This is a genomic window from Geodermatophilus sp. SYSU D01176 (genome assembly GCF_054050015.1).
In genome coordinates, this window is record NZ_JBJGYN010000001.1 from 285901 (window position 1) to 300728 (window position 14828).

At 74.4% G+C, this 14828-nt stretch carries 14 protein-coding genes; all 14 read right to left on the reverse strand.

The features are described from left to right. The 14 genes from ACI78Z_RS01300 to ACI78Z_RS01365 all read right to left on the reverse strand — a co-directional run bounded on the left by ACI78Z_RS01300 (position 1) and on the right by ACI78Z_RS01365 (position 14516). Positions 1–960 (reverse strand): trypsin-like serine peptidase, encoded by a 960-nt coding sequence (locus tag ACI78Z_RS01300; RefSeq protein WP_457034704.1) that lies wholly within the window; start codon positions 958–960, stop codon positions 1–3. Between the two features lie 13 nt (positions 961–973). Next, positions 974–2875: a peroxidase family protein gene (locus ACI78Z_RS01305; protein ID WP_457034705.1), complete on the reverse strand. Its 1902-nt coding sequence runs from the start codon at positions 2873–2875 to the stop codon at positions 974–976. A gap of 50 nt (positions 2876–2925) precedes the next feature. Next, positions 2926–3156, reverse strand: coding sequence for a hypothetical protein (locus tag ACI78Z_RS01310; protein WP_457034706.1), 231 nt, complete (start codon positions 3154–3156; stop codon positions 2926–2928). A gap of 1 nt (position 3157) precedes the next feature. Further along, on the reverse strand, positions 3158–4027 hold the full coding sequence (locus ACI78Z_RS01315; RefSeq protein ID WP_457034707.1) for a hypothetical protein: 870 nt from the start codon (positions 4025–4027) through the stop codon (positions 3158–3160). Then, positions 4024–5337: a patatin-like phospholipase family protein gene (locus ACI78Z_RS01320; protein WP_457034762.1), complete on the reverse strand. Its 1314-nt coding sequence runs from the start codon at positions 5335–5337 to the stop codon at positions 4024–4026. The genes ACI78Z_RS01315 and ACI78Z_RS01320 overlap by 4 nt, the downstream gene beginning before the upstream one ends. 25 nt (positions 5338–5362) lie before the next feature. Next, the gene (locus ACI78Z_RS01325) at positions 5363–5629 is read right to left on the reverse strand and encodes a hypothetical protein (protein WP_457034708.1); all 267 of its coding nucleotides are present in this window, start codon (positions 5627–5629) and stop codon (positions 5363–5365) included. Further along, positions 5626–6492 carry a hypothetical protein gene (locus ACI78Z_RS01330; RefSeq protein ID WP_457034709.1) on the reverse strand — a complete coding sequence of 289 codons (867 nt, stop codon included), beginning with the start codon at positions 6490–6492 and terminating at the stop codon, positions 5626–5628. The genes ACI78Z_RS01325 and ACI78Z_RS01330 overlap by 4 nt, the downstream gene beginning before the upstream one ends. A 58-nt stretch (positions 6493–6550) precedes the next feature. Beyond that, positions 6551–6958 carry a hypothetical protein gene (locus ACI78Z_RS01335; protein WP_457034710.1) on the reverse strand — a complete coding sequence of 136 codons (408 nt, stop codon included), beginning with the start codon at positions 6956–6958 and terminating at the stop codon, positions 6551–6553. After that, positions 6955–8463 (reverse strand): Dyp-type peroxidase, encoded by a 1509-nt coding sequence (locus ACI78Z_RS01340; protein WP_457034711.1) that lies wholly within the window; start codon positions 8461–8463, stop codon positions 6955–6957. The genes ACI78Z_RS01335 and ACI78Z_RS01340 overlap by 4 nt, the downstream gene beginning before the upstream one ends. A gap of 35 nt (positions 8464–8498) precedes the next feature. Then, positions 8499–9764: a hypothetical protein gene (locus ACI78Z_RS01345; RefSeq protein ID WP_457034712.1), complete on the reverse strand. Its 1266-nt coding sequence runs from the start codon at positions 9762–9764 to the stop codon at positions 8499–8501. A 12-nt stretch (positions 9765–9776) separates the two neighbouring features. Beyond that, positions 9777–11042: a catalase family protein gene (locus tag ACI78Z_RS01350; protein WP_457034713.1), complete on the reverse strand. Its 1266-nt coding sequence runs from the start codon at positions 11040–11042 to the stop codon at positions 9777–9779. Between the two features lie 106 nt (positions 11043–11148). Next, positions 11149–11613, reverse strand: coding sequence for a hypothetical protein (locus ACI78Z_RS01355; RefSeq protein WP_457034714.1), 465 nt, complete (start codon positions 11611–11613; stop codon positions 11149–11151). A gap of 373 nt (positions 11614–11986) precedes the next feature. Continuing rightward, positions 11987–12307, reverse strand: a complete 321-nt coding sequence (locus ACI78Z_RS01360) for a hypothetical protein (protein WP_457034715.1) — start codon at positions 12305–12307, stop codon at positions 11987–11989. 28 nt (positions 12308–12335) lie between these two features. After that, entirely contained in the window at positions 12336–14516 is a 2181-nt protein-coding gene (locus ACI78Z_RS01365) for a hypothetical protein (RefSeq protein WP_457034716.1), read from the reverse strand. Between the last annotated feature and the right edge of the window lie 312 nt (positions 14517–14828).

The window sequence follows — 14828 nt, forward strand, 5'->3', positions numbered from 1 at the left end:
TCACTGCTCCTCACCGAGGATCGGGGTCAGCAGGCGTCGCTGCTCCGGCGGGACGTCGGCGCCGCGGAGGCTGCGGACGATCCGGCTGACCCGGGCCCCCTCGTTGCCGACGTAGGCGACCGCGTCCTCCCCCATGTCGGGTGTCCAGCGCTGCCCGTCGCGGGTCAGCTCGAAGCCCTCGTCGTCGGTCGCGGCGACCCCGCCGTGGTGCAGCGCGACCATCTCCCACTGGTCGTTGAAGACCGGCGCGCCCGAGGAGCCCTCCCGGGTGTCGCTCTCGTAGCGCAGCCAGTGCTCGTCCTCGGCGACCATGCGGTTGAACCGGAGGCTGACCCGCTTGCGCTCCCCCGCGGGGTGGTGGATCACGTTGAGCACCTCGCCGATGACGGCCTTGCCCGTCTGTCCGATGAGCGGGATGGAGCCGTACGTCTCGCCGGGCGGCCGGCCGTCCCGCAGGGCGACCGCGACGACGGTGAAGTCGAGGTCGGGATCGGTGACGAAGCAGTCGCCCGGGGCCAGCGGCCACCGGTCCTCGTCCCGGGACTCGCCGTCCTCGTCGTACTCGTAGGCGAACTCCACGGCCATCCCCGCTGCCTCGTCCGGCGTCCGGATGACGTGGTGGTTGGTCAGCAGGAGGCGGTCGGTGACCAGCGAGCCCGTGCCGATGGGCACGACCGGCTGGCGCCGCGGCGTCTCGATGACCCGACCCACCGAACGGGCCGCGCGGAGCCCGCAGTCGAAGAAGCTCAGCCAGACGGAGTCGTCCTGGTCGACGATGCCCTCCAGCCGCAGGTGCCGTTGCTGAAGCCGGTCCCGGCGCTTCCGGAGGTCCTCGGGTGGGTTGACCAGGCTCAGGTCCCGTCGGTCGACCGCCCTGCGGGCGGCCGCGCGCTGGTCCCCGCTGGCCTCCCACCGCTCCCGGATCGCGCGCAGCCGGTCGTCCACGCCGGTCATCACCATGGCGGTGCCCTCCTCAGCTCCGGACGCCGGGACGCTGCCACGGCAGGAAGGCGTTGGACACCGAGCGCATCGCCGGTCGCAGTTGCGGGTAGTGCCGCAGGATCACCGAGGCCATGGTGTTGTCCGCGAGCCAGCGCATGCCGGGCACCGTGTACACCGCCGGGGTGAAGTCCTCGGCCAGGAACCGGTCGCTGTTGAGCCGGCGCGAGGCCATGAGGATGAAGATCCGGAACGCGGTGTCGCTGAACGCGAACCCCTCGGGGAGACGCTCGGCGTACAGCCCGACCATGAGGTCGACCTTCTCGACGTCCCCGCCGTAGAGCTGGGACATCTGCCGCGCGAGCTCGGGGTCGCCGGTCAGCTCCTCGAACCCGGCGGGCGCCCGCAGCCGCAGCAGCCGCCGGAACTCGCAGTACCGGGGGACGCCGAGCTCGCGGTGGCGCAGGATGTCGACGGCGGCGAGGTCCATGACCTGCCCGTCCGGCCGGACGAACTCCTGCAGGAACCTCGGGAAGTTGTGCAGGGTCACCACCCCGGGGTGCTCCGTGCCGAAGGAGTACAGGAGGTCGGCCACCGGCACGGTGTCCAGCAGGGCCAGGGACTTCGGGCCGGCCAGCTCGCGCAGGCTGTAGGGCTCCGCCCGGTACCGCCGGTCGTCCTCGTGCGAGCGCAGGTCGAACAGGTCCGGCACGAGCGGGTGCATGCGGTAGACGGCGGTGAACTCCTCGGTCAGGGAGTAGGGGACGCCGTAGTCCCGCGTCGGCGACCCCGGGATGCCGCTGACCAGCTCGCTGTCGCTGAGCCGGCCGAACAGCGTGCTGAGGCGCTCTCCGGCCAGGCCCCACCAGTTGGCCCGCAGCGCGGTGACCGTGGTGGGGTGGCTGATGACGGCGGGGGTCCACTCGGTGGTGTGGATCTTGGCGGTCAGCGCGGCGACCACCAGCCGGGCGCGCTGGAACAGCTCCTCGTCACCCCACGTGGGGAACTCGTCGGCCAGCATGTCGCAGACGGCGTTGTGCTCGCGGGTGAAGAGGGTCTGCATCGGGACCAGGCCGAGCCAGAACCCCGGTTCCTCGAGCGTCGGGTGGTTGCTCCTCGGCGTCGGCAGCATCCCGCTGGCCTCGACGCGCAGCTTGCCGCCCTCGAACGTCCGGGACTCCCGCTGCTGCTCGGCGGTGACGCCGTAGATCTGCGAGGCGTCCCACCAGTGGGTGCAGGTGTTCACCGACGTCCGCGGTGAGGAGGTGTCCGGGCGGGTCGGGTCCTCGGGGGTGCGCATGATCAGCATGGGGCGCTCGGGCCACGGGTCGTCGTCGGCCAGTTCGACCCGCCAGGGGTTCTCGGTGGGGCTCTTCCCGTGGCTGAACCAGTCACGGATCATCCACTGCAGCCACGGGGCGACCAGCGCGTTGACCGACGTCGCGGGGATGAGCTCGTTCCGGGTCATCAGCTGCCGGCTGACCTCGCGGGGGCTCGGCTCGACGACCTCGGCCGGTGCCGGCCGGCCGGCCGCGACGAGCGGGACGTTGCGCCCGAACCGTGAGCCGGACGTCCCCGCGGACGGGACAGCGAGGTCGTTGTAGCTGCCGTCCACCGTTCGCGAGGTCAGGACCTGCGGGTCGAACGGCGGGACGGCCGGGCGTTGCGTGGTCGGCAGCGCGCCGGTGTCGTGCAGGTTGTGCCGGCGTAGCGCGTCACGGAGGCCGGCGAGCACCGCCAGCCCCAGCGGCACCGGCAGCCGGTCCCAGCCGACCACCCGGTCCAGCGCCTGGGCCGCCCCGCGGTAGACCCGCCACGGCAGGCCCGGCCGGTAGCCCTTCCCGGACGTGACGGCGCCGGGCTGCGCCGTCGTGCGGGGTGCTCCGTCGCCGGTGATCCCGCTCCGGGGTGGCTCGGTCGTGGACGTCTCGGTCATGGGGGCCTCCTCGGGGCGTGCGCGGTTCCCTCGTGCGGTGCCGTGGTGTCTCACTGGTCCAGCGGGCCGAGCCGAGCCAGCTCCTGGGAGAGCTGGGCGGCCAGGTCGCTGATACGCGAGAGCGCGTCCTGGTTCGCGGCGCCGGTTTCGTCGGCCTGCGCGGCGCGCGCCGCGGCCCCGTCGCGGACCCGGTCGAGGACGTCCTGCAGGCTGATGACGGCGTCCACCTGCTCGGTCGGTACGCGGACGACGTCGCCGTCCGGCTGGTCCGGTCCGGTCATGTCACACCACCTCGATGGTCGGTACGTCGATGCGGTCGATGCCGAGGTCGGACAGCGTCAGGCCGAGGAGGTCGTACGGCAGCACGACGTCGTGCAGCTCGACGGCTCCGATCGACAGGCCCGTGCGCAGGTTGTCGAGTACCAGCTCCCGCACCCGGATGCGCGCCGCCGGGACGGCGCGGAGGGTCAGCGTCAGCACGCCCGCGTCCGCGACGAAGCGGACCGGGTTCGAGGTGCCGAAGGCGTCGACCGGCCCGCTGGTGACCCGTCCGGCCGACGCCTCGGGGACCCGCAGGTCGGGGATCGTCACCTGGCCGAGGGGCAGCGCCTGGCCGTGCAGGCGCTCGACCGTCGCGTCGGCCGACGTGGCGCCCGGGACGCCGAGGCCGGTGAGGCCGATCCGGCCGACCCCCAGGCCGGTGAGGGTGAAGTCGGGGACGGGGACGGTGACCTCCCGCAGGCGCAGCCGCTCGGCCACCAGAGGCCCGAGCCGCACGTCCCGGAGCGGCCCGACCACGGCGCGGACCCGCTCCACCGTCGTCGTCGGCAGGACCAGGTCGGCCGAGCGGAGGCCGGGGACCTCGACGTCCCCCAGCCCGACGGTCAGCGAGTGGCTGCCCATCTTCACGGTGCCGTCCCAGCTGTAGCTGCCGGCCAGCGGGATCGTGACCGTCACCCGCCAGTCCAGCTGCAGGTCCAGGTCGACGGTCACGCGCAGGTCGCGGAAGACCGCCGCGCCGGTGCTGAGGTCCACGTGCACGGCGTCCAGGACGAGCCGCCCCACCTCGAGCGGACCCACCGCCACCTCCCGGACGTCGACCGAGCCGACGGAGAGGGTGGCGACCGATGCAGAGGGGAGCGAGGCCTTCACGTGGCACCTCCAGGGCGTGTCGGTGCGCCGGCCCGTGCCGGTCGCGGCTGTGGGACGGGGCCCTCGTCCCCGGCGCCGGCGTCCGCGGTCCGTCCGCCGGGAGGCGCCGGGTCCGTCGGTGGCGCCCCCGGCTCGGTGCGCCACGGCACCCGCGTCGTCGGGGTGTCCGCGAACAGCGCGGTGGCGTGCTCCTGGCCGAGCGCGATCGCCCGGTCGATGAACTCGGGGTCGAAGAGCAGGTAGCTCAGCACGTCCCCGCGGCGGGGCCCGTCCCCGCCGAGGAGCTGGGCCAGCAGCGGGAGGTCGGGCTCCCACAGGGTGCGCAGCGCGCCCCGGAGCCCCGTGAAGTGGTCCCGGTACACGTCGGCGGCCAGCCGGCTGAGGGTGGCCCGTTCCGGTGGACCGGCGAAGAGGTGCGGCACCACGGACTGCGGCCGTCCGCTGCTGCTGCGTCGGCCACCAGCGGCCACGAGCTCGTTGACCCTGGTCAGCGTCCGCAGGTCCTCGACCATGCGGTCGACGAAGGCGGCGTCCAGCAGCATGACGAGCGCGTCGTCGACGTCGGGCCGGTCGTGGTGGGCGGTGCCGGGGTCGACGGCGTACGTGTCCGGGTGGGTCGCGGCCACCACCACGGCGTCACAGCCGAGGTCGAGGGCCGGCTTGAGCGGGGCGTTGAGACGGACCCCGCCGTCGAGGTACCACCCGGTCCGCTCCGGCGGCTCGGTCACCTGTACGGGAGGGAAGATGACGGGGATGGCCGCCGAGGCCCGCACGTGCGAGCTGCCGACCGGGGCGGCCACGTAGTCCAGCGCCCGGTCCTCGTCGGTCGGCGGCAGCGTCGAGCCGGGCGCCAGGTCGGTGAAGACGACCGTGCGGCCGGTGCGGCCGGACGTGGCGACGACGGCCAGCGCCTGGCAGTCCCCGCCATCGACGTTGGTGCGCAGCTGCCCCCAGTCGACGGCCGCGTCGGCGGTGCGGGACAGCGGCGTGGTGTCCACGAGGCCGGCCAGCCGCACGCCCCCGATGCCGAGCCGTTGCGCGAGCCACGTCCCGGCCGTCCGCGGGGTGGAGACCAGCAAGGGGGCGAACACGTCGCGTGGGCCGATCCGGCGCCACACCCTGAGCAGCGCCGCGGCCTGCTCGTCGGCCGGCAGGTGCGCGCCGGCGGCCAGGAGGGTGGCGTTGATCGCTCCGGCGCTCGTGCCGACGAACACCCGCGGCCGAGCCCCGGCCGCGGCCAGCCGCGGGACGATGACGGACAGGGCGCCGGCCTCGTAGGCGCCCCGGGCGCCCGCACCGGCGACCACCATCCCCACCCGCTGCGGGGTGGGCTCGCTACGCCGGCCCGGATCCGCCGGGTCCACGGCTCACCCCCACGTCGGACAGCGCGTCGGCGAGCTCGCGCGCCGACCGCGCCACGCGTTCGAGCTTCTGCGCCTCGTCGGCGTCCCGGGCTCCTGCGGCGCGCGCGGTGGCCGACGTGGCGATGCGGTCCAGCAGGCCCTGGAAGCCCAGCTCCCCGAGTGGTCGTGGAGGAGCGGCGGGGCGCTCCCTGGAGACCGGCGGCTGGGGCGTGGTGAGGTCGACCGGTTCTCCGCTCATGGCTGGGCCACCGTGATCGTCGGGATGTCGATGGTGTGGACGCCGAGGTCGGCGAGCGTGAGGTTGTGCACGGTGTAGGGGACGGTCACGGTGCCGAGCTCGACCAGGCCGGCGGCCAGGGAGGCCCGCACGCCGGTCAGGTGCATCTGCGAGACCTGCGTCCCCACCGCTGGGCGCGCGAAGACCTCGATGCCGACGAACCCGAGGCTGAAGCCCCCCAGCGGGATCCGTTCCCGCCGCTGCAGCGGGATGTCCACGGCACCGCTGCGGATGTCGCCGGCTGCGGCACCCGGCAGCGCGAGTCCCCGCAGCCGCAGGCTCGGCAGGGTGATCGGGTCGCCGCTCACCCGGCCGACGGTGGCCCGGTCGACCGCGGCGGCCGGGACGTCGACATCGGCCACGGTGAGCGAGGTCAGGTCGAGACCGGCCAGCGTGAACCCGTCGGTCGGCAGGACCACGCCGGTGGCCCGCACGTCCTCCGCGGCGAGCCCGCCGATCCGGAGGTTGGGGATCGGGTCGGCGCGGGTCTGCACGTTCGAGCCGGTCAGCGTCGCGATGTCGAGGTCGATGTCCCGGAGGCCCGGGATCTCGAAGTCGCCGAGGGCGAAGGGGATGGTCACGATCTCCAGCTCCTCGGTGCCCGAATCGCTGAACAGCCCGACGTCGACGAACCAGTCCACGCTGATCTCCAGGCGCATCGTGACCACCACGTCCCGCAGCAGGGCCTGGCCGGACCGGATGGCGACCTGCGTGTCGTCCACCCGGAGCTGCCCCACGACGATGTCGCCCAGCGACACCCGGCCGACGTCGATCCGGCCGACGTCGACCCGCGCGATGACGGCGTCCTGGACCTGCGCTTCCATGTGCGCCTCCTGGGCTTCTCTCGGACCGCGCCGGGGCGTGCGGCGGGCCGGGGGCGGGTCAGCGGGAACGGAACGGTCGGCGCGGCGGGCGGCGCCGCCGGAGGCCCAGGTTGGCCAGCGCCAGCACGAGGTTCACCGCGGAGATGGCGGTGGTCATCGCCCCGGCGCGCCGGGGCAGGTCGCCCCGGCGCCAGGCGAGGAACGCCGAGACCGTGTCGCTGCCGTGGACGACGGGGGCCAGCTGCTCGGCACGCTCCCGTCGGCGGGGGTTGCCGTCGAGCAGCTCGGCGCCGATCAGCACGGTCCGGATGCCGAACATCCGCAGCGGATAGCGCATGCCTGGCTGGGTGGCCGGGTCGATGGCCAGCCGGCGGATGACGAGACCGGGGGCGAGCAGGCCCGCCGTCCCCATCGTCAGGCGGACCCCCGCGAGCAGCACGCGGGGGAGGTCGGCGCTCGACGTCATCGGGGGACCTCCGTGTCGGCCGAGGGTGCGGCGGCGATGTAGTGGAGGGCGCGGACGCCGGGGAGGAAGAAGTAGCCGCCGCCGCGGAGCCGCACGAACCGGGGCAGGTCGAGCAGGCGGTGGCGGACCGGGTCGGCCGGGAGGGGGAACACACCGCCGTCCGGGGCGTGGTTCCCCGCGATCGGGTCCGGGCTGTCCTGCAGGCCCGCGAACGCCGAGTTGTTCAGCCAGGTGTGCTGCACGAACTCGAACTGGCGGCTGAGGTTGGCGTTCACGCAGAGGAAGTGCAGCCCGCGCTCGGCGTGCGCCTCCGCCCCGTCGCCGGCGTCCCGGTCCCGCGGCAGGACGTCGTACTGCCGGCCGCGGCGCAGGAGCCGGTGCCGGTCGTTGACCCGGACGGAGGCCGCCGAGCCGGGGCGCGGGTCCAGGGAGTCCCGCGGGTTGGCCCGGCGGACGTGCGCCGCGATCGGGCACCCGAGTCCGAGCGCGTCGCCGTCCCGGTGGTAGCGGAAGGCGTTGTCGACCGGCCGGTCCTCGATGTCGTGGTCGGGGCTGACGGTCAGGGACGTGCCGCTCGGCCACCGTCCCACCATCTTGGCCGCGACCTGCTCGGCCGGCAGCCCGGTCCGGGCCGCCCACCGGCGGGTGTGGTCCCAGAAGGCGGCGACGTCCAGCGTGAGGGTCCGGGCCACCAGGTACGTGCCGTTGCGCCCGAGGTCGACGCTGGGCGTCTCGGCGTCGGGGGCGGGGGGCAGCAGCCGGCCGGGGTCGGCCGCCGCGGGCAGGAGGGGGCGGCCGGTGCGCCTGCCGTAGGCGTTGGGGTACCCGAGCAGGAACTCGCCCAGGGCCACGTCGCCGGCGGCGCCTCTGCCGTGCAGGCCGGCGATCGCGGGCTGGGAGATCCCGTCGGCGAAACCGAGGTGGTCCCGCGGGGCCAGGGTGGTGGTCGGGAGCGCGACGACCTCCTCGACCCCGTCGGCCGGGACCAGCCGGCGGACCGCCTCGGTGTGCGCTCGGAGCTCTACGTCGGATGCCGCGTAGAGGAGGAGCAGGACGTCGACGCGGGGGTTGGTGGGGCCGCCCCACGCCCAGGTCGAGGGCGCGTGCTCGCCCTCGTCCCCCAGGAAGGCGCTGCGGGTGGGGGTGGTCATCCCGCCGGCGAACTCGAGGGAGAACTGGTCGAGCACCGCCTGCGCCAGCCCCAGCCGGGCCAGGCCGCGGTGGCTGAGGGCGACGTTGAGGGCCCGGGTGCTGTGGTCGGCGGCCATGCTGGTCACCAGGGGGAGGAGGTCGGCGAGGAAGGCGCGTCCTGCGGCGCCGTCGTCCACGCGCAGGCCCAGGAACACCGCCTCCGGGAGCCGCCCGTACCCGCTCCCCACGATCCCCTGGACGTCGGCCTGGTCGACGCCGCGCCCGCTGCGGCCAGCGGGGCCGGGGGCGGGCGCGGCCGGTCCCCGGGCGCCGCGGTCGAGCCGGGGAGGCGCCGCGCTGCGGGTCGGTGCCATGTCCGTTCCCTCCGGAGGTGCGGGTGCTGCGGTCGTCAGAGCAGGGCGAGCCAGTCGCGTGCCTCGTCGTCGGACATCGTCCGGCGGGCCAGCCCCCGGCGGATCGCGGCGTTGGAGCCGACGTTGAGCGCGGTGAGGTCCTCGTAGGCCGACCACCAGACGTGGCTGAGGGCCTGGTGGTTGCGCAGGTGGTTCTTGAACTGCTCCTCGTCCCGTGCGCCGCGCCAGAGGAGCAGGACGGTCCGGGGATAGCCCAGGCCGTTGCTGAAGATGGCGTTGAGACCCCAGGCGACCTTGTCGATGAAGTCGTCCATGTAGCTCTCGAGGCTGCCGTCGTAGGTGCTGAGGAAGACCATCCGCTCGGGGGAGAGGTAGACCCACCGGGCGAAGTGGATGGTCGTGACCCCGGCGAGGCTGCCGCGGTTGAGCACGTGCCGGACGGCGTAGCTGATGGCGAACAGGACGGTCCGCGTGAGGGCGGCCCGGAAGGGCCCGGGCTTGAGGAACCCGACGGCGGCGAACGGGTTGTGCGCGACGTGGTCCTCACCGGCCCGGAGGCGCTCCACCGCGGCCGGGTCGGGGCGCTGCCGGTCGGGCACGTCCCGCAGCTCGTGGAGGAGCAGGACGACGGCCACGAACGGCAGGGCCAGGACGACGAGCGGGAGCAGCGGCAGGAGGACCGCCGGGACCGCCACCAGGTGGGCGAGCTCCCTGGCCCGCCACCACAGCGGAGGACGCCGCGCGGGGACGACCCCGGCCCGCAGGTCCGGGTCGGTGAGCGCGTGCCGGCGCAGGACCGCGTGGATCTGCGCCGGCGAGAGGTCGACGAGATCCTCCCGGTGCTCGTCCAGGTACGCCTCCAGACCGCTCCGCAGCCGGGCCTCCGTCCGCACCTGCGACACACCGCGTCCCACGGTGTTCACGTAGAAGGCGGCCTCGGGGACACGGTGTGCCCGCAGCCACGCCGTCCGGCCGGCCGGATCCGGCCGCGTCGGGTAGTCGGTGCAGCAGGAGAACGCGCGGTCCAGGCCGGGCCCGGAGACGTCGGCCAGCGCTCGGAGGTGGGCGTCTGCCGGGCCGTCGAGGTCGGCGGTGTAGAGCATGCTGGGCCCGACCCTCGTGCCGGACGGGCTCACGGCGTCCTCCAGCAGCATCAGCCGGGCGAAGTGCAGGCCGACGAGCCGGTCGAAGGCCAGGATCGCCCGGTCGGGGCCGGCCAGGTCCGCCAGGGCGGCCGCCGCACGGTCGTGGTGCTCGGCCGGTACCGGTGCGAGGACGGTCACCGCGGACTGCTCGGGCACGGGGTCCTCCGATCAGCCTTCGGAGACGGCGCGGTGATCGGCGACGGTGGCCCGGCGCTGCCGCTCCGGCCGCCGGTCGCCGTCGGGGAACACCTCGCTGCCGTCGGGTTCGACGTGGGGGACGGCGTTCATCGACTGGCGCAGCTGGGCCAGCTCCGCGTACATCCGGCGCCGCGCCCGGTTGGAGTTCCCGAGGGGCCGGTGCTCCGGCAGGCTGTGCCACGGGTTGTAGCGGAGGACGTCGGCGAAGGCCAGCTGGGCGTCGGAGTCGAAGCGCTGGGCCGGGAGCCGCAGCCGCGCCACGGGGACGTACGGGGAGAGCCGCTCCGGCCACTTGACCGTGGCGTCCTCGATCGGCATCCGGTGCGGGTCGGTCTGCACCTGCACCATGAAGTCCATCTCCCAGTCGCCCCGGGCCAGGGTGCGGACCATGGCCTCCCGCAGGTAGTTCTCGGTCGGGTGGGCCGGGATCCTGGTCCGCCCCCTCTGCCGGGGCTTCAGGGAGTACTCGACGGCGCGGCCCTCCCCGAGGAGGAACGGCACGTTGCTGTAGTACTGGACCTCCAGCGGGTTGGCGTGCATGGGGCTGTACAGCAGCTGCATCGCCAGGTGGATCAGGTGGCGGCCCGGGGGGTCGAGCAGGTAGCCCAGGGGGGCCTTGGCGCGCACCCACCTCTGCATCCGTGAGTTCTCCCGGATGTCCGGCGTGACGAAGCTCGCGGGCGAGACCAGGATCAGGTCCTGCGTCCGCTCCTCGTCGGGCATGAGCTTCGGGCCGTCCACGCCCATGACCTTGATCGCGACCGAACACTGGCCCAGGTCCTCGAGGTCGGGTGGCGCGAAGGGGCCGGGCCCCGAGAAGCGGACCCACGCGGGATACCTGCGCGGCGCGGCGAACAGCCCCTGCCGCAGGTGCTCCGGCAGGTCGGGCAGGACGGTGAACTCACCCCGGAGCACCCCGAAGGTCTTGGTGTTGCCGAACCGCTGAGCCGCGCCCGGCAGCCAGTTCTCGCGGGTGAACGCGCTGATCTCGTCGATGATCTCCTGGGTGTACCGCTCCTCGTCCGGCAGCGGTTTCTCCTGCGCCAGGGCGAGGTGCTCGTCCTCGCGCAGGCGGTTCTGCAGGCCCTGCAGCAGGGCGAACAGCGGTGGGCGCAGCCACCGGTCGAACTGCGCCCGGTACAGGAACTCCAGACGCCGCTCCAGCCGCCAGGCCCAGAGGAACAGGTCGCTGAGCGGGCGGAGGACGAAGTACGTGAACGGGCCTGCGGGGTTCACGACACGGCCCGCGCATCAGGAGGTCGGGGCGGAGGTGTGGCCGTCGATCGGCGAGGAGGAGGAGCCGTCGCCGGCCCGCGGCCGACGTCGGGTGGTGCCGCCACGGCTACGGCTGGCGCAGGGTGAACCACCCGGCCCGGCGCCTCCACAACCAGACGACGCCGAGGTACAGGCCGGGGGCGACGAGACGGATCTCGTCGCGGACCATCCGCGCCACGACGGACGTCCTCGAGTAGTCGATGAGGACGCACTCCTCGCCGTCGACCCAGCTGCGGTCGTGGGAGAGCAGCGCACGGATCGACCGCATCCGCAACGGCGAGACCAGGTTCCGCAGCGACCGGCCCGAGGCCTCGGTCTCCTTGCCCTGCCAGACCAGCAGGTGGACCAGCCGGGCCAGGGGCGGGCAGACGGGGGTCCCCGGGAACAGCAACCCCGTCCCGGGCAGGCGTCCGCGCGGGATGTCCCCCGCGGGACTGCTCCGGAACAGCAGGTCCAGTTCCCGGTTGTCCATGCGCTGCAGCGCCCGCTCGTCGAGGACGTCGTCCCGGACGGCGGGGGCGTGTCGGAACACCACAGGAACCTCCAGCGGCAGAGGTGACGACGTGTGGAGCGGCGACGTCCCCACGACCGCCGCCCGCCCTCGGGACCGCCCTGACGGGCGCGGCCGGGTATACGGCCACCGGAGCACGGGAGCCCCACGACGGGGAGCAGCTCGGCATGGCACCCCCTGGCGGTCCGACCGACGTCACGACCCAGCGTTCCGCTGCGGCGTCACCGGAACGTCACCGCTCCGGGCCGGGGCAGGACCGTGGTCGGGCGCCGAGCGCTCGGTACCGCCTTCGAGAGCTGCCCGTGGGTCCGGGGAGACGCGGCGGTGCGGCCCGTGGTCCGAGCGCCCGCGTGCGCCGACCTGCGGTGACCGTGGTGCAGCGCGCGCCGGCAGCTCAGCGGTCGTGCGGCCGGGACCGAACCCGTCGGAAGGTCACCCGGTCGTCGCCGGCGGAGAGGGTGAGCAGTCCGCCCGTGAGGCTCGCCGCGTACGTCTCCCTGCGGTCGTCCGCCGTCCGGATGCGCACCGACCCGTCGCGCAGGACGTCGAACGACGCCTCGTCCCAGACCGGCCGGCGCACCCCGTCGCCGGTGGCGCGGTAGGTGCGGTCCGGGAAGAACTCGATCTCCCGCGGGAAGGGGGCCGTCGACCCGCCGTCGTCGACCATGCCCCACCGCCCGACCAGCTCGCCGAGGGTGACGCCGGTGCCGCTCACGGGGAGAGTCTGGGCCATCCGGCGCCGGTCACCGCGGCCGTCCCCCGTCGGCCATCCGCCGACGAGCGGCCGCGGCGAGTTGCCGCAGCGATCCGACGTCCGGCGCGTCGTCCGTCCCGGTCGCCTCGTCCCGCCGGACGGCCTCCTCGTGCACCGCACACCGCACCTCGACGCGGCCGAGCGCCTCGACGGCGCGGCGGCGCTCGGCGGAGCTCACGACCACGTCGCCGCCGGCGAGCCGCTCGAGCGCCCGCCGGTACGGCTCGTCGGTCGTCGCCCCACGCCGGAGCGCGCGCTTCGCGTCGAGCCAGGCGTAGTGGGGGCCCAGCGTCGGGTCCGCCGCCGCCTGCTCGATCGCCGTGAAACCGCCGCCCACGTCGGCGGTCGCGGCGATGGCCAGCAGCGTGTCGGGGGTCGACAGGATCCCGTACGCCGCCCGCTCCTGCCCGACCGATGCCGCCGCCGTCACGAGGAGCGTGGCCGAGCCGCTGAGCGCACGCGGTACACCCCCGTCGTCCCACCGGACCTCCACGAGGATGCGGTGCAGCCCGGCGCTGGGGAGGAGCGCGCCCTGTGGCCCGTGCGTGACGGTCGCCGAGGAGGACACCTGCTCTCCCGGCTCGAGCACGCGCAGGGGCTGGCTCTCGACGCACGGGACGAGCGGGAGGAACGTGCGCACGGTCCCGGCCGGGTCGATCACCTTCCCCCGCACGGTGCCCCCGCGCAGGCCGAGGGACGCAGGCACGCGCACCGCCGCCGTCGACCCGTTGACCAGAGCGAACTCGACGCGCGCCGGTGCGCCGAGCGGCAGCAGTTCCTCGACGGGACGCACCTCGAGTCGCAACCCCGGGGGCCGCTCGACGAGGTCGTCGGCGGCGATCGGCGCCACGGAGTAGTCCTCGCCGAACTGGATGCCACCGGGGCGCACCCAGACGTCGGGCATGTGACGGAGCCGCTTCTCGTCGTCCGGGTGGAACGCCCACCGGATGTTCTGCGGGAACGGGCGTCCGGAGTGCGCGCGTCGGGCGATCACGTCGGTCGTGTTCATGAAGCCGTTGTCCGACGCGTTGTGGTAGAGCCCCATGGCGTGGCCGAGCTCGTGGACGGCGGTCCGGAAGTAGGTGGTCGGGTCGTCCCCGAACCGGGTGCCCCGGAGGGCTCCCCAGGTGGGCTCGTCCTGCTCGTACACCCAGTCGGAGGCGATCCCGACACCCTCCCGGGCCGTGCTGTTCAGGTCGACGGCCGCGCTGTCGTACATGATGCCGCGCTCGGTCTCGTCGAGGCGCCGCACGCACAGCAGGTGGTAGCGCCACTCCACGTCGAGCAGGGCCTCCCGTCGGTCGCGGTACTCGAGCATGGCCGCGTGCATCTCGGCGTCACCCCACGACTCGCCACTCGGCTCGGCGACCGTGTCATCGCTCTCCGCCACGGTGAGGTCCCATCCCACCGGCTCGAAGACCTGCCGCCAGCCGTAGCCGTCGGAGCCGTTCGTCCTCGGCGCCACACCTCCCGGGACCCGGTCGACCTCCAGGGTGGAGCGGCGGAGGAAGGGGGAGACCCACCCGAGCGAGAGCGCCCCGGTCACCGAGCCGGACGCGTTCTCGACGTCCCCGGTGAGGTAGTCGGCGCCGGAGGGGTAGCCCGGCGGCGCGGTCGTCCACGACAGCCGGACCGTGGAGACGCCCTCGTTGGTCCATGCGGTGATCGCCGCGTTGAACCGGAACAGCTCGAACGTCAGGGTGAAGCTCTCCCGTGCGCCGGGGGAGTCAGACACCCCGGTCGCCCGCACGTAGTACCGGTAGTCGGCGCGGGGGAAGACCGGGATGCCGTCGGCCGGGTCCGGCTCACCCGCAGGGTCCGCCGGGGGGACGCTGGACACGTGGCGGAGGTACAGGTCACCGCTGATGGTGAGGGTGGTCCCCACGCGCTGGACCCGGAGCGTCCCCAGGTAGTGGATCGCGCCGGGGCGGGTGGGTGAGGCCTGGAGGGGGGTGTAGCGCACGTAGTAGCAGCCACCCCGCAGCGTGCGGGTCGGGGTGATCGGTCCGCTGTCGCTCGCGTCGCCCAGGCCGGCGCGGTGGTCGCGGGCCAGGAACGGGAGCCCGTCCGGCAACGGCGGCGGCGGCCCCTGCGGGTTCGGCACGCGGCCGACGTCCACGGAGTAGGCGGCGGCGCCGCCGGCCAGGGAGCGCGGGGAGGGAGCGGTCATGGCATCCACCTGGGGCGGGACGGGGCCGCGTGGTCGACGCGCGGCACGGGCGGGGAACGGCCGGCGTCGCCGGCGTCGGGGTCAGCGACGTCGCCTCGGGTACGGAACAACGTCGACCTCCGTCCGCGGCTCGGTGGTACGCCCTCCGCCCCTGCCGGCGCCCCGACCGAGGGCAGCCTGTCCGCACGGCATCACCACGGCGTCACGGCGGCACCCCGTACGGGCCGCTGCCACCCGGGACGGTGCCCGGCACCGCAGCGGACGCAGGGCTCCGACCGCGCGCATGATGCGGGGGTGACGCGGGAGTGACGG

Bases quoted from the DNA above. Each gene is read 5' to 3' on its own strand.
- ACI78Z_RS01330 (WP_457034709.1), bottom strand. From the start codon at position 6,492: ATGGAAGCGCAGGTCCAGGACGCCGTCATCGCGCGGGTCGACGTCGGC.
- ACI78Z_RS01325 (WP_457034708.1), bottom strand. From the start codon at position 5,629: ATGAGCGGAGAACCGGTCGACCTCACCACGCCCCAGCCGCCGGTCTCC.
- ACI78Z_RS01305 (WP_457034705.1), bottom strand. From the start codon at position 2,875: ATGACCGAGACGTCCACGACCGAGCCACCCCGGAGCGGGATCACCGGC.
- ACI78Z_RS01340 (WP_457034711.1), bottom strand. From the start codon at position 8,463: ATGGCACCGACCCGCAGCGCGGCGCCTCCCCGGCTCGACCGCGGCGCC.
- ACI78Z_RS01310 (WP_457034706.1), bottom strand. From the start codon at position 3,156: ATGACCGGACCGGACCAGCCGGACGGCGACGTCGTCCGCGTACCGACC.
- ACI78Z_RS01335 (WP_457034710.1), bottom strand. From the start codon at position 6,958: ATGACGTCGAGCGCCGACCTCCCCCGCGTGCTGCTCGCGGGGGTCCGC.
- ACI78Z_RS01320 (WP_457034762.1), bottom strand. From the start codon at position 5,337: ATGGTGGTCGCCGGTGCGGGCGCCCGGGGCGCCTACGAGGCCGGCGCC.
- ACI78Z_RS01300 (WP_457034704.1), bottom strand. From the start codon at position 960: ATGGTGATGACCGGCGTGGACGACCGGCTGCGCGCGATCCGGGAGCGG.
- ACI78Z_RS01365 (WP_457034716.1), bottom strand. From the start codon at position 14,516: ATGACCGCTCCCTCCCCGCGCTCCCTGGCCGGCGGCGCCGCCGCCTAC.